The following is a 24626-nucleotide window of genomic DNA, read 5'->3' as shown; positions in this document are numbered from 1 at the left end:
GCGGGCGATGGTAACTGTGCCAAATGGAAGTGTGCGGAAACGAGTGATTGTCGTTGGTGGAGGCTTTGCCGGAATGAACGCCGCGCTTGGTCTTGCCAGGTTTCCCGTCGACATCACCCTGATCGATCGCAGGAACCACCACACCTTTCAGCCGCTGCTCTATCAGGTTGCCCTCGCCGTTCTGTCTCCGGCGGAGATTGCGCAGCCTATTCGCAGCATCCTGCGCGACTATCGCAACATCGAGGTGCTGATGGATGAGGTGGTCGGCTTCGACTTGCCTCAGAAGCGCATTCATCTCAAGACTGGCGCTGTGCTGGAGTATGACTTCTTGGTTCTTGGCACCGGCTCCACGCACTCTTACTTTGGCCGTGACGACTGGGCGCCGCTCGCTCCCGGACTGAAGACGGTTGAAGATGCCACGGAGATACGTCGTCGCGTGCTGCTGGCGTTTGAGCTGGCGGAACGGCAGATGCAGGAAGACGGCTCTCATCCTCCCCTGAACTTCGTCATCGTCGGCGGCGGCCCCACGGGAGTCGAGCTTGCGGGTGCGATCAGCGATATCGCGCGACTGTATATGGCGCGCGACTTCCGGCATATCAACCCGGCCACTGCGCATGTGCTGATCCTTGAGGGGTCTCCGAATGTGCTGGCTGCCTATCCTCCCGACTTGCAGCAGAAGGCGGTCGAGCAGTTGGCGAATATCGGCGTGGCGGTACGTACAGGCGCTCGCGTCACGGACATCCAGCCGGGCTACGTGATGATCGGAGACGAGCGGCTGGACTCTGCGGTTACGTTGTGGGCTGCTGGAGTGCAGGCGTCTCCTCTGGGCAAGATGCTCGGCGTGCCGCTGGATAAGCGCGGATGCGTGCTGGTCGATCAGTTTCTCAATCCTCCGGGGCATCCCGAGATATTTGTCTGCGGCGACCTTGCTCACGTCGAAGAAAACGGCCGCCCGATCCCTGGAGTCGCCCAGCCTGCCATGCAGATGGGAACGTATGCAGCTAAACGGATCGGCAGGCTGATCGGCGTAGGGCTGGGAAGCGATGGCACGGGTCTCAACGAGCCGTTTCACTATTTCGATAAAGGAGACATGGCCACTATCGGCCGTAAGGCAGCAGTCGCTAACATCAAGTGGCCCTTCAAGGGACATTGGAGCGGGTTGCCGGCCTGGCTGACGTGGCTCTTCGTCCATATCTTCTTTTTGATCGGCTTCCGCAACCGCATCGCGGTCTTCCGGCAATGGGCATGGACCTACCTGACCTTCTCCGATGGAGCGCGGCTTATTACAGGTTCGGTGGTGTTGCCCGGCTGGGATGCCGAGTACGCCGCGCAACATACCGATGCTGTGATCGACCCGGTCGAAACCCCTATGGAAAAGGGATAGAGGCCTTACAGCCGTAGCGTCTCTCCTTCGACCAATACGCGGATGCGGTCGTCGATACCTAGACCCGTGGCTTCGGCGTGCAGCCTTGCGACGGGCTCATCCATCGGCTCCCGGCCCAGGCGAAAGGTGCCAAAGTGCATGGGGACCATCCGTTGCGCGCCACTATCGACAAAGGCGCGAACAGCTTCTTCCGGGCTGACGTGGACGGCGCGATAACTGTCTGGAAAGTAGGCCCCGATGGGCAGCAGGGCCACCTTCGGGTGGAACCTGTTGCCAATTTCGGCAAAGCCGTCGAACCAGGCGGTGTCGCCGGAGTGATAGACGGAATGATCGCCCGACGAGATGACATATCCGCCATAGCCGCGATGCGTGTCGTTGAACAGGCGCGCGCCCCAATGGCGGCATGGCGTCATGGCGAGCTGCAACCCGGCGATCTCTTCCTGCTGCCACCATGCGAGGGTGTGGACGCGGCGAAAGCCGAGGGAGGCAACTAGATCCTCGACTCCATTTGGTACCACGATCTCAGGGGCGATGCCTCGTCTGCGCCGTGTGGAACGCGCGATGCGACGCAGCGATGCAATATCGAGGTGGTCCATGTGCGCATGGGTGACGAGCACAAGGTCGATAGGCGGCAGTTGCTCAGGTAGGGAGCCGGGGTGGCGCTGGCGTCGCAGCAGAATGAGTCTGCGGGAGAAGACCGGATCGATCAATACGTTGCGGCCGCCGATCTGGAGGAAGAAGGAGGAGTGGCCGATGAAGGTAACACCCAGCTCGGTGGGGGCTACCATCTCTGGGGCACGCGATCGCCCCTGCAAGGGCTGCTCGTGGCTCTCGCGCACCAGCCGCCAGAGCTGTCCCATCTTGGTTACTGCAAATGGCCTTTTGCGCCAGACGCGCCGGACGCTGTCTTCAATTCCCCGCACATCCCGTTAGATGCTTGCGGCGGCCCGGCGGCTTCTGGCAGGTGTCTCGGGCTAAGAATGGACAGGCCTCTCCAGCGATGGTCAGGCTACAATCTTTCAGCGCCCATGAATCTTTACACTGCTGTTATTGCTGCGATCGTTCTTATCCTGCTGACGGTATCGCTTGCCCGGCTGGGCAAGGTAAAGACGAAGGCGGATTATCTGGTGGCTGGACGGACACTGCCTGCCTTTGTGCTGGTCTTCACGCTGCTGTCCTCGTGGATAGGGTCAGGCTCGCTGCTTGGCGGCGCGGAAAATGCGTACAAGCATGGTTTTGTGGCGCTTTGGCAGGCGGCAGGAGGCTGGGCGGGGCTGCTGCTGATCTACTTCATCGCTCCTCGTGCGAGGAAGTTTGCGCAGTACACTATCCCGGATCTTCTGGAGGCACGCTACAACCAGACGGCGCGCGTTCTGGGAGTGATTGCCATTCTGCTTACCTACACCGCCATCACAAGCTACCAGTTCATCGGCGGCGGCGACATCCTGCACCTCATCTTTCCGGACTTCGTGACGCCGATCCTAGGCCGATACATTATTGCGGCCTTCGTCATCATCTTTACGGCGATTGCCGGCATGTCCTCGGTCGCTTACATGGACCTCTTTATTGGCCTGCTGGCTACGGTGACGATGTGCCTCGCACTGCCTGTTCTGGTGCATCGTGCGGGAGGGTGGCAGGCAGTCCACGCTGCGCTTCCGGCATCGCACTTCACCGTCTTTGACGACCTGAGCCTTATCCAGTGCCTGGAGCTGTTTCTGCCTACCTGCCTTCTTCTTCTGGGCAACCAGTCGATGTATCAGAAGTTCTTTTCCGCAAAGTCGGAGAAGGATGCGCGCCGGGCAGTGGTGGGCTGGATTATCGGGACAATTCTTCTTGAGACGGTGATCGTCGCGATTGCGGTTACGGGTTCGGCGTTGTTCCCGACAGGAGAGGTGAGCAAGGCCCCGCGCGAGATTCTCGCCTACTGTGGTCTGCACGGCTTCGGCGATGCTTCAGCCCCGCTACGGTTGCTGGGTGCCCTGTTGATGGGGGCCATCTTTGCCAAGATCATCTCTACGGCGAACAACTGGCTGTTTTCACCGGCAACCAACCTGGTCAACGACATTTATGTCCGTTACATGCAGCCTGAGGCCTCGAATAAGAAGGTGCTGATCGTTGGAAGGCTGATGGTCGTTCTGCTGGGCTTGTGGTCGTTGTTCCAGTCGCTGGGGACCGAGTCGGTGCTTAAGAAGGCGCTTTACGCCTACACCATCTATTCGGCTGCCCTGACGCCGGTGATTCTGGCTGCGTTCTTCTGGCGCAGGGCGACGGCGGCGGCAGCGGTAGCGAGTATTGCGGTGGGAACGGTGGTGACCGTCTCGTGGGAGACGGTTGCTCCTCATCTTCCGGGGATGATCGGACAAAGGGATGCAATCTTTCCGGCCCTGCTGGTTTCATTGGTCTGCCTGATAACGGTAAGCCTGTTTACCGCATCTCCAGACCGGGCAACGCTGGACGAACCGGGAAGCGTGTAGGCGCTGTACAAAATTTCACAATTTTCAACTTTGAAGCTGCATAATGAACAATTCGCTACGACGACAGGTCCGCAACCAGGATCAAGCTACTGATAAGCGTTAAAAGAACATCGATGAATATTCAGCTTCTCCCAGACCTGGCCGCTATGGCCACATTGCTTACCATCCTGTACTTCCTGCGAAGGAGACATCGGCAGGAGGATGTGGGGCTGTGGATTACCGGTATGCTCTTTATCTTTCTCGAGGCGATTGCGCACGTCTTTTATATGTCCTCGGGGCCGCGGCATATCCCGGCGCATGTCGTGGCTTTGGACTCGTATCTTGCGGCCGGCATGATTTTTTTGTGGGCTGCGTCGAAGAGCCTCTTTCCCCGCCGTGCGGCCCTGACCTACCTGCTCATCAATGCTGTTCCGTTTGCAGCGGTGCAGACCATCTACGCGCTGGATGTTCGCAAGGCGGGGCCTTACCGCATGATTGCAGCGTGCGGTCTGGTTCTTGGGCTAATGGCTCCTTTCCTTGCAGCGCGAAGCCTGAAAATCGGGAAGGCATGGTGGCTTGTCGCATTGCAGTTTGGGGTGTGGGGTCTAGTGTGGACCTTCGGTTCGACGGCGATGTACCGCGATGCGGTCTACATTCCCTTGTTCGTCATCTACTTTACCGTAGCTGTTTTATTTCAGTTCAGCCTGCCGCGTAAGAGCCTGGGAAAAGTGGCGATTGTGATGGGTTTCGCGGTCTGGGCACTGGTGTTTTTGCTGCATTCCTGGGTCTCGAACCGTCCGGAATATATCCCTGTCGCCGCGGAGGTGTGGGACTGGCAGAAGTTTCTGGTGACGATCGGGATGCTTCTGGTGATGCTGGAGCGGCAGGTTACAAGTAACGAGTGGCTCGCGTTGCATGACCAGTTGACCGGCCTGCCCAACCGCAGGCGTTTCGAGGAGCGGCTGGCGCGATCGATCCGGCACTCTCAGGGGAATGGAACGCGCACGGCCGTGATGATGATCGACCTGGATGGCTTCAAGGCGATCAACGACTCGCAGGGGCATGATACCGGCGACCTGCTGTTGCAGCAGATTGCCCATGGCCTGCGCCATGCGATCCGTTCGGGAGATACGCTGGCGCGCCTGGGAGGAGATGAGTTCATCATTGTCGCCGGCGACCTCCCGATCGATACACCAGTCGCTCAAATCGTAAAGGCCTGCACGGCACGTATTGACGAGGCCCTCAGGAAACCGTTTACCATAGCCGGTCAGAAGCTGGCTGTCAGCGGCAGCGTGGGGGTTGCTGTTTTCCCAGACGATGCCGCAGACGAGGTGCTTCTGCGGAGGCTGGCCGATCAGCGTATGTACGAGCAGAAACGCGGGACAGCTTTACTGGCCGAATCGCCATCTTAGGATGGGTGAACCCGAAGCTTTGTGCGCTCCTCCTTTGCCTCGTATAGGAGCGAAATTTTCTCAAATCCTGTTTTCAACTTTAACGCCAGGCAGAAATACAATAGTTCACAGGAGATTTGTTCATGGCCACAGAGCCCATCACTCAGGAAACTATCGATCCGTTGCAGCCCCTCGCCCCATTTGTCTCGTCGCCGCAATTTTATTTTGAGGAAGTTCTCGCCGCGCCATCTAGCGTGGATGATGACGACGATGACTACGAAGATGACGACGAAGACGATGATGACGAGGATCACGACGACGAAGAAGATGACGACGAAGACTTCGACGACGAGGATGATGGCGACGAAGAAGACGATGACGATGATGAAGACGAGGACGAGGACGACGAAGACGGCTACTACGATGACGATGATGAAGATGAGGACGATGAAGAGGAAGATGAATACGACGATGATCTTCCCCGGGTGCCTCGCACACGCCGCATGTAGCTGACCTTTCCGATTGCCAGGAAAATTGCTGAAGCCGCGTCGATCCAAGGCGCGGCTTCAGTGTCTGAATCAGTAGCCGATGTCAGTGACGATGTTTTCCAGCGGCTCTGCGGCAATGAAGCGGCGAACCTGGGCCGCGGCGAATCGGAATGCACGGTGGATAAACTCCGGTGTCGATCCTCCAACATGCGGAGTAATCATGCAGTTCGGCGCGGACCACAGCGGGTGGTCCCTTGGCAGAGGCTCAGGGTCGGTCACGTCGAGAACGGCCTGAATACGATGCGACTGTAGAGCTTCGACAAGCGCGGTGGTCTCCACGACTGGGCCGCGGGCCGCATTGACGAGCAGGGCGCCGTGCTTCATCGATTCAATCTCTTCCGCTCCGATGAGACCGCGTGTCTCCTCGGTCAGCGGAACGATAGCGACGACGATATCGGCTTTGGGGAGAAGCGTCTTGAGTTCGGCGACAGGGAAGACCTCCGGGGTCTGTTTTGCGCTTCTCGCTACCCGAAGCACCTTTGCCTCGAAGGGCTTCAGCCTTGCTTCGATCGCCGAGCCGATAGAACCGTAACCGATAATCAGCACCGTCTTCCCTGCGAGATCGTCCCCGAGAACGCGGTACAGCCCTGCCTGCGCTCCGCCCTCGTTGAGGAAGCCATCCGTCACAGAGGACTGACCTCTCCATTCGTGGCGGTTCTGCATATCGCGGTAGAGCGGAATGCGCTTGACGGAGGAGAGGATGGCAGCCATCACCCACTCTGAGGTCGAAATGTCGTGAATACCCCGGCCATCGCACAGCGTGACATTTGGAGGCAGCCAGGGAAGGATCCAGTCGACGCCTGCCATCAGCGACTGGATGACCTTGACTCCACGAAGCCGTGAAAAGGTCTCTGCTGCGTCTTTGCGGGCGAATGGGACGATCCAGAAATCCACATTGAACTCTGCGCTGGAATGGCGCGGGATGCGGACGATCTCGGCCTCTTTTGGAAAGCCGGCCAGAAGCACTTCCGCTGCGTTTTCATCGACACCAACTCGAATCATTCTCCGAGTGTGCATGAAACTGGCCCAAAAAGAAAAATGCGTCTTGAACCTTCCCGGCATCTGTAGATCGGATATAACTTTGCGGTGACGTATGATGACTAGCGGAGGGTATCGAGACGATGAATCCATCCGGTGCTCAATCACTGGAGAGATTGCGCGGGATACGAAAGATTGACTTGACGACAGCTTCGCTGGCTACCAGCGATCTGGCACGTGAGATCAATCGAGACATCGTCCTCGAATTTATCCGCTTCCGGCAGCCGATCTCGCGCGTGAATCTGGCACGGCTCTCCGGCCTGCAACCCAGCACGATCTCCGCGATTGTCGACGATCTTCTGAAAGAGGGCTGGATCAAGGAGGGGGCGATTGTGCGCGGCTCGCGCGGGCGCCCTTCCACCATGATCTCAATCAACGATGAGCTTGTGATCCTGGCGGTGGACCTGCGCCCGGGCCGCGCCATTGTTGCCGTCATCGACCTCTCGGGCCGTTTTCTCTCGCAGGAGACAATCTCGATCGGTTCTCGCCCCGAGGCTGCGGTCAGCAAGATCATCGCCTGCATTGAGATGTTGCGCGAGCGGTTTTCGAAGATGACCTTTGAAGGCGTTGGTGTGAGCATTCCCGGCAGGGTCGACCCGGTGACGCAGCGGATCCTGATGGCGCCGAACCTGAACTGGCACGATTTCGATTTAAAGAGCGCCCTCGAAAAAAAGCTGAAGTTGCAGGTGGAACTGGACAACGATGCCAATGCCTGCCTCTCTTCGGAGATATGGCATGGACGCCTGGAGGGAGTTCGCAATGCGGTGTTGGTCGCAGTGGGAGAAGGTGTCGGCGCTGCAATCTTTTCCGGCGGTCAGGTGGTCTATGGCTTCAACGGCCTTGCAGGAGAGATGGGACACATCCCCATCGACCCGGCTGGCCCCTTGTGCGGGTGCGGTCAGCATGGATGCTGGGAGGTTTTTGCGTCTTCGCGTGCCGCGCTGAAGCGCTATTCCGCGCTCAAATTGGGGACAGAGGTGAACGACATCAACGCTCTGCTGCGGCTGGCGGAGGAGGGCAATCCTGCTGCCCGCAAGGTTACCACGCAGCAGGCACTCGCCCTGGGAAGCGGTTTGCGGCTTGTAACCGCAGCACTTTCGCCGGAGCTCATCCTGATTGCCGGCGAGATTACGTCGGCGTGGAACCTAATCGAGCCTCAGATCAAAAAGGAACTTGCCGACAAGATGTTGGCTGGACGCCCGCCAAGACTTGAGCCTGCTGGCGATGGCCAGTCGGCACGTCTTAGCGGGGCCGCGGCAATCCTCCTGCATCGGCATGTTCGCTTTCATCACTCCACCCATGGCATCAAGTCCAGGGCTTCGAAGAAATCGCCTTCGCGCAAGAAACAGTCGGCACAGTAGCCCGATTCGTCCATTGACAAACGTGAAGATCGATATTTATTTTGCATACAGAAAATAATTGTGTATGCTTTTCCAGCAGACGAGGCGGGATCGCGAAGAATGTATCTGGGAGTTGATTGCGGGACGCAGGGAACCAAGGCCCTCTTGATCGATGAAGAGGGTACAGCTCTCGGTCGCGGTTATGCCCCGCATGCTCTGGTCGAGCGGGAGACGGGGGCACGCGAACAGGACCCCCAATGGTGGGTGGATGCCCTTCGCTCGTCCGTTGGGCAGGCTCTCGCCGCCGCGAGACGCAACGACGTTCGCGCCATAGGTATCTCAGGCCAGCAGCATGGACTTGTCATTCTGGACAAGGACCAAAAGGTGATCCGCCCCGCGAAGCTGTGGAACGATACCGAGACGGCGCGACAGAATGCCGAGCTTGTCGAGATTCTTGGAGGAGCTGAGGCCTGTATGGAACGCTTCGGCATCCTTCCCCTGACCGGTTACACCGTGTCGAAGCTCCTGTGGCTAAAGCAGTCTGAACCTGAGAACTTTGCGCGTATTCGACATATCCTTCTGCCCCATGAGTATCTGAACTTCTGGCTGACAGGACAGATGCGGGCCGAATATGGCGACGCCTCGGGTACGGCTTTCTTCGATCCGCGCACCCGAGCCTGGGCAAAGGACGTGCTGGACGCGATCGACGGAGGCTCAGGACAACTTTTTGCGGCTCTGCCTCGTCTGATCGGCCCTGACGAAATTGTGGGTCCGCTGCGGTCTGAGGTGGCGGCTGAACTCAATCTTCCGGTCACATGTATTGTTGCGCCGGGGGGCGGCGACAACATGATGGGCGCAATCGGCACCGGCAATGTGCGCGACGGTGTTGTAACGCTGAGTCTTGGGACCTCGTCCACCGTCTATACTCATACGTCGTCAGCGTCGAAGGATCGCAGTGGCAGTGTTGCTCCGTTTTGTGCGTCGTCGGGGGGGTGGCTGCCTCTGGTCTGCACGATGAACGCTACGAATGTAGTTACGCAGACGCTGCAAGTGCTTGGCCACACGGTGGCCGACATTGAACCTGCACTTGCCGGTACGGAGCCTGGGGCAGGAGGGCTTACCTTTATTCCGTTCCTTCATGGCGAGCGAACGCCTGATCTCCCCGAAGCCCGAGGCTCGTTGCTGGGAGTTTCGGCGAATAACTTCACGACCGACAACCTGATTCGCGCCGTGATCGAAGGAGTGAGCTTCGGGGTGCTTGCCGGGCTCGATCTGATTCTTGAGGGTAGAAAGGCCGAAGTGATTCACGTCATCGGCGGAGGATCGCGCTCCAGGGCATGGCGTCAGTTGCTGGCCGATGCTACTAAAGCACAGATTGAGGTTCCCCTTGAAGAGGAGGCTGGGAGCCTGGGGGCTGCCATTCAGGCGATCTACGTCGACGGCGTCCAAAGCGGACGTTGCGCAAGCTATGAGGAGCTTGCGCAACGTATCGTTAAGGTTGATCCATCGCGGTCGGTAAGGCCGCAGGCGGACAGGTATCAGCAGTATCAGGCGGCGATGGAGTTGTATCGTCTCCGCCTTCGTGAGCTTTATCTGCGAACTTAACCGTTGCGCAGATAAGGTCGGGGGTTGAGTTTTTAGCGAGCTACTTTTGAGGTTTCGATAAACACATGGCACGTCAGATGACTTTTGGATTGATCGTTGGCAACCGCGGCTTTTTTCCCAGCCACCTGGCTGCAACCGGGCGTACAGAGATGGTGGCCGCGATCGAGAAGCAGGGGCACAAGGTCATCGTCACGTCGCCGGAGCAGACGGCCTTCGGCGCCGTTGAGACTTACGAAGAGGCAAAGACCTGTGCGGCGCTCTTTAAGAAACATGCAGCGGAGATCGACGGCATCATCATCACGCTGCCCAACTTCGGCGAAGAGCGTGGCCTCGCTGACGCCATCCGCCTGGCGGATCTGCGCGTGCCTGTGCTGATCCAGGCGACACCTGACGACGCGGGCAAGATGAGCATCGCCTTCCGCCGTGACAGCTTCTGCGGCAAAATGTCGATCTGCAACAACCTGCGGCAGTACGGCGTTAAGTTCACACTGACCACACTGCACACCGAGGCTCCCTCGTCGCCCGAGTTCGAGAAGGATTTGCAGTCGTTTGCGGCGACCTGCCGCATCGTTCGCGGTTTCCGTAACCTGCGCATCGGCGCTATCGGCGCTCGCCCGGCGGCATTCAATACGGTTCGTTACTCGGAGAAACTGCTCGAAAACAGTGGAATTACCGTGGACACGCTGGACTTGAGTGAAGTCTTCGGCCGCATTGCGAAGCTACCGGACTCCGATGCAGCCGTTCAGGAGAAACTCAAAGCAATCAAGAGCTACCTCCCGCTCAACAACACGCCTGAAGCAGCTTTAATTAAGATGTCCAAACTTGGAGTCGTCATCGATGGCTGGATGAAGTCGAACGATCTCGACGTGACCTCGGTGCAGTGCTGGACCTCAATGGAAGAGTTCTTTGGTGTTGTGCCATGCACGGTGATGAGCATGATGAGCGAGAAGCTGCTGCCCAGCGCCTGCGAGGTGGACACGATGGGAACGGTCTCGATGCACGCTCTTACGCTGGCCAGCGAGACGCCCTCGGCGCTGCTGGACTGGAACAACAACTACGGCGGCAATCCAAATAAGGCCGTCTGCTTCCACTGCTCGAACCTGCCGAAGCACTTCTTCCGCGAGGGTGGCGTGAAGATGGACTTCCAGCAGATCATCGCCGGCACCGTCGGTAAGGAGCAGACCTACGGTACTCTCGACGGCAAGGTGAAGGCGGGCGCGATGACCTTCACTCGTTTTTCGACCGACGACTTTACCGGAACAATTCGAGGCTACGTCGGCGAAGGCTACTTCACCGACGATGCGCTGGAGACCTTTGGTGGGGCGGGGGTGGTCGAGATTCCGAACATGCAGAAGCTGCTGCGGTACATCTGCGAGAACGGCTTCGAGCATCACGTTGCTGCAAACTTCTCGCATTGTGCGGGTGCGGTTGAAGAAGCGGCAAAGAACTATCTCGGCTGGCCGATGTCACGTCACTCGTAGTCGCAGGTTCTCTGCTCCCGTGCTGTCCGATAATGGACAGCCTTTCTTGTGCGTGGACAGTTTCCACGGGATCGCCAGCTCCAAGTTATTGATAACAGGTGGATTGATTTGGCTTCCTGAGTGCTTTGATATAGAGCGCAATGGATATTCAACGACCAGACATTAAGAAGAAGAAGCAGCGGCAGCAATGGATCGCCGGAGCAGTTGCTCTCGTCGTTCTTGCGGCTGCTGCGTTCTTTGTCTCCCGCCTGAAGCCGGCTGCGCCTACTGTGGATCGCGCCACGGTTTGGACCGACACGGTAAAGCAAGGACCGCTGTTGCGCCAGGTACGCGGGCCCGGCTCTCTTGTGCCGCGTGAAGACCGCATCCGGTTGATTCCGGCCGAGACGGAAGCGACTGTCGTTCGCATCCGTGTCTTGCCTGGGGCGAAGGTTGAGCCGAATACGGTATTGATGGATCTTGTCGATCCGACGGTCCAGCAGGAGTTGCTGGACGCGCAGTTGCAATTGAAAGCTGCGCAGACAGATTTGATGAACGTCAAGGCCAAGCTGCAGAGCGACCTGATGACGCAGCGGGCGGGCGCGGCGACGGTCACAGCGGACTACAACCAGGCGAAGTTGCAGGCGCAGACCGACAAGTCGCTCTTTGACCTGGGAGTAATCAGTGGTCTTACGTACAACGCGTCCAAGGGCAAGGCCGATGAGCTGACGACGCGCGACAATCTTGAGAAGCAACGGCTGGTTGTGAACGAAAAAGCAATTGAGACACAGGTTGCCGTGCAGCAGACCAAGGTGGAGCAGGCGCAAGCTCTGCTGGCACTGAAACAGAAGCAGCAGGACGCCCTGAGCGTGAAGGCCGGGATCAGCGGCGTTCTCGTCGATCTGCCACACCAGGTGGGAGAGCACGTCGCTCCTGGGACGACGCTGGCGAAGGTGGTGCAGCCCGACCAGTTGAAGGCCAGTCTGAAGATTGCAGAGACTCAGGCCCGGGACATCCAGATTGGCCAGCCGTCGGAGATCGACACGCATAACGGTGTGATCGAAGGCAAAGTGATGCGAATTGATCCCGCGGTAGTGAACGGAACCGTCACCGTCGACGTAGAACTGTCAGGCGCGCTGCCGCAAGGGGCGCGGCCCGATCTAAGCGTAGATGGAGAGATTGACCTGGACCGCCTGCAGAACGTGCTGTACGTAGGCAGGCCGGCGTTCGGCAACGAGAACAGCACGATCAGCCTGTTCAAGTTGAGCGCAGATGGCAAGGGAGCTGTACGAGTTCCGGTCAAGGTCGGCAAGGCTTCGGTCAATGCCATTCAGGTGATCGAAGGTTTGCAGGCTGGCGATACGGTCATTCTTTCGGACATGAGCCGTTGGGACAACACAGACAGAATTCGCCTCGAGTAGGCAGAAAGACAAGGAGCGGGCAGATGGCAGACACGATTATCGAGATCGAGCAGTTGACGAAGGTGTTTTATACCGATGAGATCGAGACGCACGCGCTCTCTGGCGTGCACATGCAGATTGCGCGCGGCGAATATGTGGCGATGTCGGGGCCTTCAGGCTGTGGCAAGTCCACCCTGCTATCGATTATCGGGCTGCTCGATACGCCGACAAGCGGTCGCTATCAACTGAACGGCAAGGAGGTTGCCAACCTCGACTTTGCCGACCGTTCGCGGATTCGCAACCAGGAGATAGGGTTCATCTTTCAGAGCTTCAACCTGATCGGCGATCTGAGTGTCGCGGAGAATGTCGAGTTGCCTTTGACCTATCGCACGGGTATGCCCGCGGCCGAGCGCAAGAAGCGCGTGCAGGAATCGCTGGAGCGCGTGAACATGGCCCACCGCATGCGTCACTATCCGGCGCAGCTCTCCGGAGGTCAGCAGCAGCGCGTCGCCGTTGCTCGCGCGCTGGCTGGGTCGCCCTCAATCCTGCTGGCGGACGAGCCTACGGGAAACCTCGATTCAAAAAATGGTGAGGCTGTTATGAAGCTGCTGAAGGAGTTGCACGACGAGGGAGCGACGATCTGCATGGTGACGCACGATCCTCGCTTTGCCGCGCACGCAGAGCGGCAGATTCATCTGTTCGATGGCAAGGTTGTGGCGGAAGGGGAACTTAGCCAGTTGCTGGCGGAGGTGTAGTTATGATGCGTGTTGCGGTTGAAGGACTGAGACAGCTTTTCCGGGAGACGCCGGGCGCGGGCGCGGCTTTACTGGTGGCGATTGTGCTTGGCATCGGCGTTCATGCAGCGATCTTTTACGAGGCAGACGGAGAAGATCTCCGCCTGATTACGAACCATAGCGTTGGACGGATGGCGAACGAAGTTGAAGCTGCCGATCCGTTTTCTCGGATGCGCGCGCGTATCCATTGCCCGGACAAGGTTCCCGGCTTCACCGTGATCGTCGGTCTGCGCGAGTACAACGTCGAGCTTTCGGTTCCGGTAGCGGGCCTTCAGTCGCTGTTTGAAGTCCCGAGACCGGCAGCGGCGACTGCGATGTTGCCAGTGAAGACGCGGACCGCAGCGTAAGGAAACAGTCGAAGGGGGTATGCAGTGAACCGATTGGCCCAGGACATCAAGTTTGCGCTTCGACAGTTGCGTAAGGCCCCCGGCTTTACATTGACAGCGATCATAACGCTGGCACTCGGCATCGGGGCCAATGCGGCGATCTTCACGCTGGTGCACGCTGTCCTCCTTAAGAACCTACCTGTTGCTGATCCCAAGATGCTGGTGCGGGTAGGCGACAGGGGCGATTGCTGCGTCAACGGCGGCGTTCCGGGCGAAAACAACTACTCGATCTTCGCGTCGGAGTTATACGAGCATCTTCGCGACAATACTCCGGAGTTTGAGCAACTGGCAGCGATGCAGGCCGGGTTCTGGAAGGGGAATCTTACTGCGCGCGGAGGTGGCAGCAATGCTCTGCCGAAGCCTGTTGCCGGTGAGATGGTCACGGGCAACTACTTCGATGTATTCGGCCTGAAGCCGTATGCCGGCAGATTGCTACAGCCCTCCGACGACAAGCCCGGCGCGCCGATGGGCGTGGTGATGAGCTATCAGGCATGGCAGCGCGACTATAACGCCGACCCATCTGTTGTGGGCAGCACCTTCATCCTGAATACCTATCCGGTAACGATTCTCGGCATCACACCACCGTCGTTTTATGGCGACCGCATGACGGACAATCCGCCGGACTTCTACATTCCGATGGTGCTTGAGCCGCAGTTCGGGCCGGCGCATCCGACGTCGCTGCTGCATCACAGGGGCGCGAACTGGCTCTATCTGCTGGGCAAGGTAAAGCCCGGCACAGACGTTGGACAGTTGCAGGCAAAGATGAGCGGATTGCTGCGCAACTACCTGGCGACGATTGACACTTATCAGAAGGCAGACCAGAAGCCGAATCTCCTGAAGTCGCATGTGGTGCTTACACCCGGAGGAGCCGGGATCGCCAACATGCAGGAGGAGTTCGGGAAGGGGCTGCGGTTGTTGATGGCCGTCTCAGGGCTTGTGCTGCTGATCGCTTGCGCGAACATTGCAAACCTGGTGCTGGTGCGCGGCATGGCGCGGCGCGCGGAGACGTCGATCCGCATGGCGCTTGGCGCGCAGCGGAAGCGGCTGATCCGGCAGATGCTGACAGAAAGCGTCGTGTTGTCGTGCCTGGGTGGCATCGCCGGACTTGTTGTTGCATTTGCCGGCACGAAGGCGCTGCTGGCGATGGCGTTTCCGCATGCGACTCATCTGCCGATCGATGCGAATCCGTCGCTGCCCGTGCTTGGCTTTGCATTTCTGCTCTCGCTGCTGACGGGACTCCTGTTTGGCGTTGCGCCAGCGTGGGTTACGTCGCATTCGCAACCGGCAGAGGCGTTGCGCGGCTCGAATCGTACGACGCAGGACCGCTCCGGCTGGGTGCAACGTTCGCTTGTCGTTCTGCAGGCGGCGCTTTCGCTGGTGCTTCTGGTCGGCGCAGGATTGATGGCGAAAAGCCTGATGAAGCTTGAGGGCCAGGACTTTGGTGTCATCACGGAAAACCGCACCGTCGTTCACTTCAGCCCGGAGAATGCAGGGTTGAAACAGGAGCAGTTGTCTGGCATCTATGACCAGATCGACCAGGAATTGCGCAGGCTGCCCGGTGTCGAGAAGGTCGCTCTTTCGCTGTATACACCGCTGGAAGGAAACAACTGGGGTGAAGGCGTCTTTCTGCAGGGGCGTCCGGAGCCTCACGCTGGAGACCAAATCGGCGCCTCGTGGCTTCGCGTGGGGCCGGACTACTTCGATATTGTCGGCCATCGTATTCTGCGCGGCAGGGGAATCACAATTCACGACACGGCGACGTCAGCGCCAGTTGTGGTTGTCAACGAGACGTTCGTGAAGAAGTTCTTTTCTCATGGAGAGAACCCCCTGGGAGCGCACTTCGGCGTTTCGGGCATGGAGAGCGCAGGCGACTGGGAGATCGTCGGTGTGGTCTCGGATGTGAAGTACAACGATATCCGCAATCCTGTGCGTGCGATGTACTTCCGCCCTCTGTTACAAGTCGCGCACACCAAGCCTGACGATGACCTGCGCTCGCTCTACGCCGGCGCGATCATGATTCAGACCAAGGGTAGGGTAGATGGTTTGGAGGCGCAGGTGCGCCACACTCTGGCGAGCATCAACCCGAATCTGACCGTCACGCGGTTGATGACCTTCGACGAACAGGTTCGCGGGCAGTTCGATCAGGAGCGGCTGCTGGCGCAGCTTACGCTGATGTTTGGATTGCTGGCCCTTGTGCTGGCTTCGGTGGGATTGTACGGTGTGACGGCTTACTCCGTGGCGCGGCGTACGCCGGAGATTGGCGTCCGCATGGCCCTTGGTGCGAACCGCGGCAGCGTCGTGGCCATGGTGCTGCGCGAAGCGATGATGCAGGCTGGCATTGGGCTTGCGATCGGAGTTCCAGTGGCCTGGCTCTCGGCGCGGTTCGTGCAGTCGCAGCTCTATGGAGTTGGCGGACACGATGCCGTGGTCATTGGCGGCGCTGTTGCCGTGCTGGCGCTGGCAGCATCCGCCGCTGGACTCATTCCCGCGCAGCGAGCGGCTTCTACCGATCCCGTCAAGGCGCTTCGGACAGAGTAACGACACAGATTCGCGCGCGAGGCCTCGTCTTCTCGTGTATCGATAGACACAGCCGCGATGGTGGAGCAATGAACTAATGATTGAGCTGAAAAATGTCGAGCGAAGCTATAGAACCGGGCACACGGAGACGTGGGTCCTTCGCAGGATCGGGTTAACCTTTCGGCCGTGGGAGTTCATCACGATCATGGGGCCGTCCGGGGCAGGGAAGTCGTCGCTTCTGAATGTGCTGGGAATGCTCGACGATCAGTGGCGCGGCGAGTTTACTTTTGATGACGAAGCCGTGCACCTGATGAACCGCAAGCAGCGCGCTGATCTGGCACGTCGACGGATCGGCATGGTCTTCCAGAGCTATCACCTGCTCGATGACCTCACTGTGGCAGAGAACATCGATCTGCCGCTCTCGTATAAAGACATCCCTCGCGCCGAACGTCAGGCGCTGGTGGCCGATACTCTCGATCGCTTCAACATCGTCGGCAAGAAGGATTTATATCCGCATCAGCTCTCGGGCGGACAACAACAACTGGTGGGCATCGCCCGGGCGATGATTCACAAGCCAGCGCTTCTACTTGCCGATGAGCCGACAGGCAATCTGCAGTCGAAACAGGCCAAGGAAATTATGGAGATGTTCAAGCAGTTGAATGAGCAGGGCACGATGATCGTACAGGTCACGCACTCGGAGGCGAATGCGGAGTATGGAACGCGCACCATCGAGTTGCGCGATGGCTGGATCTACTCCGACTCCGCGGGACTAACGGAACTGGCGCGTGAGGAGGCTAAGCAGTGAGGACCTTGTTTTTTGGCTGTGCGGGGTGCATGTTATCCATCGGTGCGGCTTCATGGGCGCAGAACGCTACGATGACTTCTAGTGTTGAACCGCCAGCCCTGCGGCTGGATATTCCACATTCGTACAACCCCCTGAATACGTATCGGGCTACGCTCGTTCCCAAACCGAACCTCGCCAACACGCCTCGGATTGACTCGCTTGTACACGATGGCGTGCTTGAGTTGAGTTTGAACAATGCAATTGCCCTGGCGCTGGAGAACAATCTCGATCTTGCCATTGCACGCTACAACATTCCCATCGCCGAGGCCGATATTCTGCGTACCCGCGCAGGCGGCTCTTTTCGCGGCGTCAATACAGGCGTGGTGCAAAATACGCCGGGCGGAGGTGTTGGAGGTTTCGGTTCAGGATCGAGCGGTGCCGGCGCGGGTGGAACCTCCGGCGGCGCCGGCGGCGCGGGCTCGGGAGCTTCGGGCCTGGTGCAATCGACGCTTGGTACAGGAACGAACGTCTCTTCATACGATCCATCGATCACCGGCTCCTTCAATAATGAGCACTATACGCAGCCGCTCTCAAATATCTCGATCTATGGCGTACAGACATTGCGGCAGAACACTACGACGGGAAATCTAGGGTATTCGCAGGCGTTTCCTACAGGCACAACCTTTTCGGCCATTTTTGACAACAATCGTGGGGCCACCAACAGCCCGCGCAGCTTTTTGAATCCAACGCTCAACACGTACTATCACGTTGCCATTCAGCAGCAGTTACTGGCGGGGTTCGGGCTTGGTCCAAATCTGCGCTTTCTCAGGATTGCAAAGAACAATCAGAAGATCTCCGATGAGGCATTCAAGCTGCAGGTCGTAACGACGATCACGCAGATTGCGAACATGTATTGGGACCTCGTGGCGGCATATGAAGACGAGCAGGTAAAAAACCGTGCACTGGATTTTGCAAAGCAAACTCTGGACAGCGGGCGCAAACAGCTCGCCCTTCAGGCGATTCCGGCGATGGACGTCATGAAGGACGAGACTGAGGTCGCGAATCGTGAGCAGGACCTGACGATAGCGAAGACGACGCTTCAATTTCAGGAACTCCTGATCAAGAATGCCTTAACGAAGAATCTTGACGATCCCATCCTCGAGGCCATGCCTGTCAAACCAACCGACTCAAGTGCTGTCGACAATGCGCAGGAGACGACGGCCGCTACGACGGAGGACAGCATCGCTCTCGCGCTTCGCGACCGCATCGAACTGAAGGAGTCGGACATTGACCTTGAGAACAGGCGCATTAGCCGGAGTGCGGCGCGCAACGCCCTTCTGCCAACGGTGGCGTTGACCGCATACTATGGAGGAACAGGTCTGGCAGGCCCACCCAATCCCACCGCGGGCATACCCTCGACGTCTCCTGTGGATTGGCATGGAGCTGTGGCGAATGCGTTCAACAACAGCGCTCCCGATTATTATGTCGGCATGTCGGTGAATGTACCGATCAGGAACCGCGTTGCGAAGTCCGACCAGTATCGTTCGGAGCTTGAAACGCGTCAGGCGGAGTTGCGAATGCAGCAACTTAAAAAGCAGATACGTATCGAAGTCCGGAATGCGCAGTATGCTCTGGAGCAAAGCAGAGCGCGCGTAGAGTCGGCGCGGAAGGCGCGCGACCTGGCCCAGAAGACGTTCGATATCACGGCCAAGGAGCAGGAGCTTGGCGCGGGATCGAACCTTCAGACACTGACGGCGCGGCGTGACCTGTCCGCAGCGGAATCCGCGCTTGTTGCAGCGATGACAGCCTTTCAAAAGGCGAAGATCGAGTTAGAGCGGTCGCTAGGGACAACTCTGGATGCAAACCAAATTTCGATAGAATCGGCAAGGACAGGTATTGCCCCAGGTGGGCAGTAGGTGAGCGGAGATGGCAGCGCAGGCAATGGCGAAGGATGTGCGGCAGACCGAAAAAGAGAAACCGTGCAGACTGCTCGTCGCGGACGACCAGCCGCATATTCTTGAGGCAATCAGATTGCTGCTCAAGCCCGAGGGCTATGAGCTTGAGCTGGTAAAAACTCCGGTTCTGGCGCTGGAGGCCCTGAGTCACGAGAGCTTCGATGGCGCTTTGGTTGACCTCAATTACACGCGCGATACCACCTCGGGTCGCGAAGGACTTGACCTTGTAGCGCGGATCAAGGAGATCGATCCGCAGCTTCCCGTCGTTGTCATGACAGCGTGGGGCAACATCGATTTGGCAGTTGACGCAATGCGTCTTGGCGCCAGCGACTTCATCCAGAAGCCGTGGGAGAACATGAGGCTGCTGAGCGTGCTGCGGACGCAGATGGAGCTGCGGCGCAGCCAACGCCTGGCGCAATGGCTAGAGGCAGAAAACCGCATTCTACGTGCAGCAGGCGCGCCCGATTTTATCGCGTCGTCCGCGGCGATGCGGCCGGTGGTAGAGACGATGGCGCGTATCGGGCCTTCGGACGCCAATGTACTCATCATGGGCGAGCATGGCACAGGTAAGGAAGTTGTGGCGCAGACGCTGCATCGTCTTTCGTCTCGAGTAGACCGGACCCTCGTCGCAGTGAACACAGGCGCGCTCCCCGAAGGAACCTTCGAGAGCGAGTTGTTCGGTCATGTCAAGGGTGCATTCACTGATGCGCGAACAGACAGGATTGGACGTTTTGAGCTGGCAACGGGAGGAACGCTTTTTCTGGATGAGATTGCCAACATCCCAGTGCGTCAGCAGGCAAAACTTCTGCGCGTTCTCGAGACGGGAGAGATGGAGCGCGTTGGCTCGTCGAAGACGCAGAGAATCGATGTGCGTATGCTTTCCGCGACAAACGCCGATCTTCGCGCCGAATGTGAGGCAGGACGCTTTCGCGAGGACCTTCTTTTTCGTTTGAATACTGTCGAGATCACGCTTCCTCCATTGCGGGAACGGCGCGAGGACATTCCCGCTCTGGCTGGGCACTTTCTCGCTCGCTATACGGCTCGGTACCGCAGGCAGATTGAAAATTTCGACCCGGCTGCGCTCCATCTGATGCTCCAGTACAGTTGGCCGGGAAATGTGCGCGAGCTTGACCACACGATTGAGCGAGGAGTTCTGATGGCGCGCGGGTCGCGTATCGAACCCTCCGATCTTGGTCTGCACCCGCAACAGCGCTCTGGCACGACGCATAACCTCGATGAGATGAGTCTTGAGAGCGTCGAAGCAATTCTTATCAAGAAGGCGCTTGCTCGCACGAACGGCAATGTCAGCCAGACGGCCGACGCACTTGGCCTCAGCCGCGGAGCTCTTTACAGGCGTATCGAGAAGTATGGCCTCTGAGCCAAATCCGGCTAAACCGCGAATCAAGCGCCTCTCTCTCGGACGCTCCGGCAGGCGACTGAGCTTTGAGCGCAGACTTCGTCTTTGGCTCTATTTGCTTGGGTTCCCGGGAATGCTGTTGTGCTGGCTTGTCCTTCAGCAGCAGAAGCTCGATCCATTGATCGAAACAATTCTGCTGCTCCTGTTTGTACTTGTCTGGACGTTCATCGTCTCGTTGGTGATGGAGCAAGTCACTCGCCCGCTTCAAACACTGGCAAACGTTGTGGCCTCCTTGCGCGAGGACGACTATTCCTTCCGAGCCCGCGGGGCGCGGCGTAATGATTCGATCGGCGATCTTGCGCTTGAGATCAATGCTCTTGCAAGCCTGCTTCAGGCCCAGCGCGCAGGTGCGCTGGAGGCGATGGCCCTTGTCGAGCGTGTGATGGACTCCATGCAGTCGCCTGTTCTGGCGTTCGATCCGGACAGCAGATTAAAGCTGCTCAATGCCTCGGCAGGGCGCGTCTTCGGCCTCAGTGTAGCCAACTCATTAGGGCGTACGGCAGAGGAGCTCAAGCTCAGGTATCTTGTCGAGGCTGCGAACGACGATCTGCTCCCGCTCGGCTCGGGTGTGCAATCCATCCGATGGATGGTAAAGCGCGCGGGCTTTCGGCTACGCGGTGTTCCGCATATTCTGCTGGTGCTCGCCGATGTTGGAACGGCATTGCGCGAAGAAGAGCGTGCCGCGTGGAAGCGCCTGATTCGCGTGCTCGGCCATGAGATCAACAACTCACTTGCTCCGATCAAATCGATCGCTGAAAGCCTTCGGGGAAGACTGTCTGCAACTGTTGCTGAAGAGGAGCGCGACGACTTTGACCGTGGACTCGAGGTCATCGAAAATCGTTCCGAATCCTTGAACCGATTTCTTCAGGCATACAGACAGCTCATGGGGCTTCCTGTACCGAAGCTGGCGGCGGTTGAGCTCTCCTCGCTGGTGCATCGCGTCGTTCAGCTTGAGACACGGCTTCATGTCGTTCTCGCAGACGCAGAAGATGTCACGGTGACAGCCGATGCAGACCAGATCCAGCAGGCACTCATCAATCTGGTGCGCAATGCTGCAGAGGCAGCACTTGGTCCCGATGCCGAAAACGCTGGTAACGCACGAGTCGAGATTGCCTGGCAACAGAGTCAGTTCGAGGCAACTGTTGTGATTCTCGACAACGGACCGGGCTTGACAAATGCAAACAATCTGTTCGTGCCGTTCTATACCACCAAGCCAAGCGGCACGGGAATCGGTCTCGTACTCGCTCAGCAGATTGCAGAGGCTCATGGTGGAACGGTCGAGCTTCGTAACAGGGCCGACGGCATTGCGGGATGCAGAGCAGAGTTGCGCTTGCCGATATCTGTAAGAAAGACGGAGGGCAGCCAGGTCATGACAAAATCGCCAGCGTGAGCACAGAGCGTTGGCTGCGGAAAACCCAAAGGAATCCAGAGACCGAAATCTACTAAATCAGCCACAAACGAGTGTTGCTTGTTGTGATTGCTTTTATTCCAGCGTGAAGCAGGTCTTCGATCTCGCGCACGGTCTCGATCAACCCTCCCCCGATCGTGGTCATTCCGGGATAAACCTCTTTGAGGTACTTGCTGACGCGCGGCGCAGCCATGGCCGGTAATACCTCAACGGCATCGGGCCGGAATTGGGCCAGCGATTTCTTTGCAGCCATGACAGCGGCTGTGTCGATCGCAAAGGTGCGTAGGATCGTCATCAGACCCAGTGCCTGGGCCGCCTTGAGCGTTTCTGTGCGAGTGGAGACGACGCCCGCAACTCCATGCGCTGCCAGAAATTCGATTGCAAAGCGGTCTCGCGAAAGCCCGTCCAGAAAATCGATATTGACTGCGCAGAGCTTGCCGCAGTCGTGTGCGCGTTTAAGGAGACCCGGCAATGTAAGCGGGTTGCCGGTAAGAATACACAGCGACCGCGTCGGAGCGAGCAGAGCGATTTCGAAGGCTTCCGGGGTCGTAACAGACGCGATAACGGGATTGCTTACGAACTCAATCGAAGTAGAGGGGTTCGTTCCCATTTCAGCCGTGCAATAAAAGCCGAGACGCGATGACTTACCTTCCATTGTTGCGGATCGAGCCTGCATTATTGCGTTTCCCTGCCGAAATCATATAGGAACCACCTTCCCTTTGTGGCAGGAAAAGCCAAAATACGTGGCCAACACCGCCCAAGGGTATTCATGTTGAGGATATTCATCGCACTATGAATCTTCGTTGACACGGCATGACAGAGAGATCAATTTAGCCTCCCTCTTGTCGATTTCACTCGCGCGAGCCTGACTATGCCGATTAAAAAGAAATTTTGAGAATTCTCGTTGACATCGGCCAAGGCGCTTGTTACCGTTCTTTTCGCGCGGCACAGAATCCAAAGAGAAAGCCGCCCCTCAATCAGACATCTTCAGCGCCCTTGAGTGTTGGAGCCGGTGTCTGCTTGAGGGGCGGCTTTTTGTTTTTTGCGTGACGGTTGCCCGAAGCATTCGCAACACCATGAGGACCTTGGAGGACACACCCAGCATGCGAGTCAAATGGACGCTTCCCGGCAGAACGGTAAGCATCGCCCTGTTCCTGATGGCGGTCGCCGTCTTGTTCCGTGCTCCTTCAGCGCAAGCGGCAGCGGGGAACACCGCATTGAAGATTTACGAGGTTGCCGGGGCAGGAGGGCTGGCAGGCGCAACCTACCGGCAGGACACGATCATTTTGTTCAACCCCACCCAGGCGACGATCAGTTGTACGACATGCTCGATTCAGACGCATAGTGGGACCAGCAATACAGCCTCATGGACTGTGTACAAGCTGCCGAGCCTGTCGATTCCGGCTGGCGGATACTTCATGATCTCAGCCAGTTCGCCGACGCTTTCGACGGTGGGAAGTCTTTCGCCGATCCCCTATGACTATCGCCTGAAGACCATTGAAGGCACCGTCGTCGATGGCACCAGCGGCGACAACATCCTGAGCAGCACGGTCGGTGTGATTGCTTTGGCCGGCACGCAGACAGCGCTGACTGCGAGCTCCAATTCGCTTTGCGGTACGGGGAGCCAGCTCCTGGATGTCGTGGGCTATGGATCCGACTTTGCCACAGGTACGACAGCTTCCACACCTTCAAGCTGTTATGCCGGTTCGGGCGAGGCCTTCTATGACGGAAGCGCTGCCGTTGGACGGCAGCTTGGCGCTACACGCAAGAACAAGTGTATCGACACGTTCGACAATGCAACCGATTTCGTCAATGTGCCCCTTACCTTCTTCAACTCGTCCTCGGCGCCTTCGCCCTGCCCAACGGGAACACAGTTGAGTGCGGTCGTTTCGGCGACACCGACAAATCCCGGCGTGCTGGAGTCGGTGACGTTCAAGGCTGTTGTGACAAAGGCCACCCAGCCGGCGAGTTCAGGCGTCTCAGCCTATCTCAACTTCGATTCGCCGTACTTCTCGGCAGCGGCGTTGCAGATGTATGACGATGGCACGCACGGCGATACGACTGCGGGCGATGGAACCTACACCGTGACGACCACGGTTCCCACCAGTACCGTGGCCGGATACACCTATCCCGCAAATGTAACGGTCCGCGATGCCGTGGGGAACGCGTACATCGGGACTACGCGGCTGACGGTTCCTCAAGGAACGATTGCCATGACGACCACGAGCAATACAACGGCGTCGATTGCCTCGGGAGGCGTTCTTACCTTCCCCATAACGATTACGGGGCAGCACGGCTATAGCGGTGTGCTGAACATCACTTGCACGGGGTCACCAAATACAAATTCGTTAGGTCTGCCTATCAGCACACAATGCGTCTCCACGCCACCCGAGGTGACGATCAGTACGAACGGGACAGCGACGATTTCGCTTGCTGTTGCAATGGGAACGACGCACTCGGCTGGAATTGTTCCACGCTCTCTTCCATTCGCATTCATCGGCATCGTCTCTATCGGCGTGCTGACAGTGGGCGTCTGGCGGCGCAAGCATCTTCCTTCGGCCGTCCTGACCGCTCTTGTTCTGCTTCTGGCGCTGAACACGACCGCTTGCGGTAAGAATGCAGGCCTGGGGAACACCGGCGCGGCGCCGGGGACGTACACCTATCTCGTCACGGCGACGGATTCCAACGTTTCGACCGTGACCAATTCAATCACCCTCACCATCACCGTGAACTAAGGCAGGGACCA

At 58.2% G+C, this 24626-nt stretch carries 19 protein-coding genes; 16 read left to right on the top strand and 3 right to left on the bottom strand.

Translation table 11 applies throughout. The features are described from left to right. The first annotated feature begins 7 nt into the window (after positions 1-7). Entirely contained in the window at positions 8-1384 is a 1377-nt protein-coding gene (locus JSS95_15125; protein MBS1801144.1) for an NAD(P)/FAD-dependent oxidoreductase, read from the top strand. A 5-nt stretch (positions 1385-1389) separates the two neighbouring features. On the opposite strand, the gene JSS95_15120 is transcribed toward JSS95_15125, so the two are convergent. Continuing rightward, positions 1390-2244, bottom strand: coding sequence for an MBL fold metallo-hydrolase (locus JSS95_15120; protein MBS1801143.1), 855 nt, complete (start codon positions 2242-2244; stop codon positions 1390-1392). A 168-nt stretch (positions 2245-2412) separates the two neighbouring features. Between JSS95_15120 and JSS95_15115 the strand changes: the two genes are divergently transcribed. The 3 genes from JSS95_15115 (at position 2413) to JSS95_15105 (ending at position 5737) form a co-directional block, all read left to right on the top strand. After that, entirely contained in the window at positions 2413-3858 is a 1446-nt protein-coding gene (locus tag JSS95_15115) for a sodium:solute symporter family protein (protein MBS1801142.1), read from the top strand. A 113-nt stretch (positions 3859-3971) separates the two neighbouring features. Next, positions 3972-5249: a GGDEF domain-containing protein gene (locus tag JSS95_15110; protein MBS1801141.1), complete on the top strand. Its 1278-nt coding sequence runs from the start codon at positions 3972-3974 to the stop codon at positions 5247-5249. 122 nt (positions 5250-5371) lie between these two features. After that, complete coding sequence (locus JSS95_15105) at positions 5372-5737, top strand: hypothetical protein (GenBank protein ID MBS1801140.1); 366 nt, start codon at positions 5372-5374, stop codon at positions 5735-5737. Between the two features lie 69 nt (positions 5738-5806). Here JSS95_15105 and JSS95_15100 read toward each other — a convergent pair whose 3' ends face one another. Then, complete coding sequence (locus JSS95_15100) at positions 5807-6778, bottom strand: 2-hydroxyacid dehydrogenase (GenBank protein MBS1801139.1); 972 nt, start codon at positions 6776-6778, stop codon at positions 5807-5809. Positions 6779-6897: 119 nt separating this feature from the next. Between JSS95_15100 and JSS95_15095 the strand changes: the two genes are divergently transcribed. The 11 genes from JSS95_15095 (at position 6898) to JSS95_15045 (ending at position 21862) form a co-directional block, all read left to right on the top strand. Continuing rightward, positions 6898-8175 carry an ROK family transcriptional regulator gene (locus tag JSS95_15095; protein ID MBS1801138.1) on the top strand — a complete coding sequence of 426 codons (1278 nt, stop codon included), beginning with the start codon at positions 6898-6900 and terminating at the stop codon, positions 8173-8175. A 99-nt stretch (positions 8176-8274) separates the two neighbouring features. Beyond that, entirely contained in the window at positions 8275-9759 is a 1485-nt protein-coding gene (gene xylB / locus JSS95_15090) for a xylulokinase (protein ID MBS1801137.1), read from the top strand. A 65-nt stretch (positions 9760-9824) separates the two neighbouring features. Further along, positions 9825-11240: an L-fucose/L-arabinose isomerase family protein gene (locus JSS95_15085; protein MBS1801136.1), complete on the top strand. Its 1416-nt coding sequence runs from the start codon at positions 9825-9827 to the stop codon at positions 11238-11240. A gap of 140 nt (positions 11241-11380) precedes the next feature. Beyond that, the gene (locus JSS95_15080; GenBank protein ID MBS1801135.1) at positions 11381-12640 is read left to right on the top strand and encodes an HlyD family efflux transporter periplasmic adaptor subunit; all 1260 of its coding nucleotides are present in this window, start codon (positions 11381-11383) and stop codon (positions 12638-12640) included. 23 nt (positions 12641-12663) lie between these two features. Further along, positions 12664-13374: an ABC transporter ATP-binding protein gene (locus JSS95_15075; GenBank protein MBS1801134.1), complete on the top strand. Its 711-nt coding sequence runs from the start codon at positions 12664-12666 to the stop codon at positions 13372-13374. 2 nt (positions 13375-13376) lie between these two features. Continuing rightward, positions 13377-13760, top strand: a complete 384-nt coding sequence (locus JSS95_15070) for a hypothetical protein (GenBank protein MBS1801133.1) — start codon at positions 13377-13379, stop codon at positions 13758-13760. Between the two features lie 24 nt (positions 13761-13784). Continuing rightward, positions 13785-16337 carry an ABC transporter permease gene (locus JSS95_15065; protein MBS1801132.1) on the top strand — a complete coding sequence of 851 codons (2553 nt, stop codon included), beginning with the start codon at positions 13785-13787 and terminating at the stop codon, positions 16335-16337. Positions 16338-16413: 76 nt separating this feature from the next. Then, positions 16414-17121, top strand: coding sequence for an ABC transporter ATP-binding protein (locus JSS95_15060; protein ID MBS1801131.1), 708 nt, complete (start codon positions 16414-16416; stop codon positions 17119-17121). Positions 17122-17192: 71 nt separating this feature from the next. Next, the gene (locus JSS95_15055) at positions 17193-19016 is read left to right on the top strand and encodes a TolC family protein (protein ID MBS1801130.1); all 1824 of its coding nucleotides are present in this window, start codon (positions 17193-17195) and stop codon (positions 19014-19016) included. Positions 19017-19026: 10 nt separating this feature from the next. Beyond that, positions 19027-20433: a sigma-54-dependent Fis family transcriptional regulator gene (locus JSS95_15050; GenBank protein MBS1801129.1), complete on the top strand. Its 1407-nt coding sequence runs from the start codon at positions 19027-19029 to the stop codon at positions 20431-20433. Further along, on the top strand, positions 20423-21862 hold the full coding sequence (locus tag JSS95_15045) for an ATP-binding protein (GenBank protein ID MBS1801128.1): 1440 nt from the start codon (positions 20423-20425) through the stop codon (positions 21860-21862). The genes JSS95_15050 and JSS95_15045 overlap by 11 nt, the downstream gene beginning before the upstream one ends. Positions 21863-21914: 52 nt before the next feature. On the opposite strand, the gene JSS95_15040 is transcribed toward JSS95_15045, so the two are convergent. Continuing rightward, on the bottom strand, positions 21915-22556 hold the full coding sequence (locus JSS95_15040) for a glycerol-3-phosphate responsive antiterminator (GenBank protein ID MBS1801127.1): 642 nt from the start codon (positions 22554-22556) through the stop codon (positions 21915-21917). A gap of 427 nt (positions 22557-22983) precedes the next feature. On the opposite strand from JSS95_15040, the gene JSS95_15035 reads away from it, so the two are divergent. Beyond that, complete coding sequence (locus JSS95_15035) at positions 22984-24615, top strand: hypothetical protein (GenBank protein ID MBS1801126.1); 1632 nt, start codon at positions 22984-22986, stop codon at positions 24613-24615. Positions 24616-24626 lie beyond the last annotated feature (11 nt).

Source organism: Acidobacteriota bacterium, from assembly GCA_018268895.1.
Lineage (GTDB): Bacteria > Acidobacteriota > Terriglobia > Terriglobales > Acidobacteriaceae > Edaphobacter.
This window is presented reverse-complemented; position numbering and strand designations above follow the sequence as displayed.

Coding starts and splice junctions, on each gene's coding strand:
- JSS95_15100 (MBS1801139.1), bottom strand. CDS start 6,778: ATGATTCGAGTTGGTGTCGATGAAAACGCAGCGGAAGTGCTTCTGGCC.
- JSS95_15075 (MBS1801134.1), top strand. CDS start 12,664: ATGGCAGACACGATTATCGAGATCGAGCAGTTGACGAAGGTGTTTTAT.
- JSS95_15035 (MBS1801126.1), top strand. CDS start 22,984: ATGCGAGTCAAATGGACGCTTCCCGGCAGAACGGTAAGCATCGCCCTG.
- JSS95_15110 (MBS1801141.1), top strand. CDS start 3,972: ATGAATATTCAGCTTCTCCCAGACCTGGCCGCTATGGCCACATTGCTT.
- JSS95_15060 (MBS1801131.1), top strand. CDS start 16,414: ATGATTGAGCTGAAAAATGTCGAGCGAAGCTATAGAACCGGGCACACG.
- JSS95_15105 (MBS1801140.1), top strand. CDS start 5,372: ATGGCCACAGAGCCCATCACTCAGGAAACTATCGATCCGTTGCAGCCC.
- JSS95_15050 (MBS1801129.1), top strand. CDS start 19,027: ATGGCAGCGCAGGCAATGGCGAAGGATGTGCGGCAGACCGAAAAAGAG.
- JSS95_15125 (MBS1801144.1), top strand. CDS start 8: ATGGTAACTGTGCCAAATGGAAGTGTGCGGAAACGAGTGATTGTCGTT.
- xylB (MBS1801137.1), top strand. CDS start 8,275: ATGTATCTGGGAGTTGATTGCGGGACGCAGGGAACCAAGGCCCTCTTG.
- JSS95_15085 (MBS1801136.1), top strand. CDS start 9,825: ATGGCACGTCAGATGACTTTTGGATTGATCGTTGGCAACCGCGGCTTT.
- JSS95_15095 (MBS1801138.1), top strand. CDS start 6,898: ATGAATCCATCCGGTGCTCAATCACTGGAGAGATTGCGCGGGATACGA.
- JSS95_15080 (MBS1801135.1), top strand. CDS start 11,381: ATGGATATTCAACGACCAGACATTAAGAAGAAGAAGCAGCGGCAGCAA.
- JSS95_15120 (MBS1801143.1), bottom strand. CDS start 2,244: ATGGGACAGCTCTGGCGGCTGGTGCGCGAGAGCCACGAGCAGCCCTTG.
- JSS95_15040 (MBS1801127.1), bottom strand. CDS start 22,556: ATGCAGGCTCGATCCGCAACAATGGAAGGTAAGTCATCGCGTCTCGGC.
- JSS95_15045 (MBS1801128.1), top strand. CDS start 20,423: ATGGCCTCTGAGCCAAATCCGGCTAAACCGCGAATCAAGCGCCTCTCT.
- JSS95_15115 (MBS1801142.1), top strand. CDS start 2,413: ATGAATCTTTACACTGCTGTTATTGCTGCGATCGTTCTTATCCTGCTG.
- JSS95_15070 (MBS1801133.1), top strand. CDS start 13,377: ATGATGCGTGTTGCGGTTGAAGGACTGAGACAGCTTTTCCGGGAGACG.
- JSS95_15055 (MBS1801130.1), top strand. CDS start 17,193: ATGACTTCTAGTGTTGAACCGCCAGCCCTGCGGCTGGATATTCCACAT.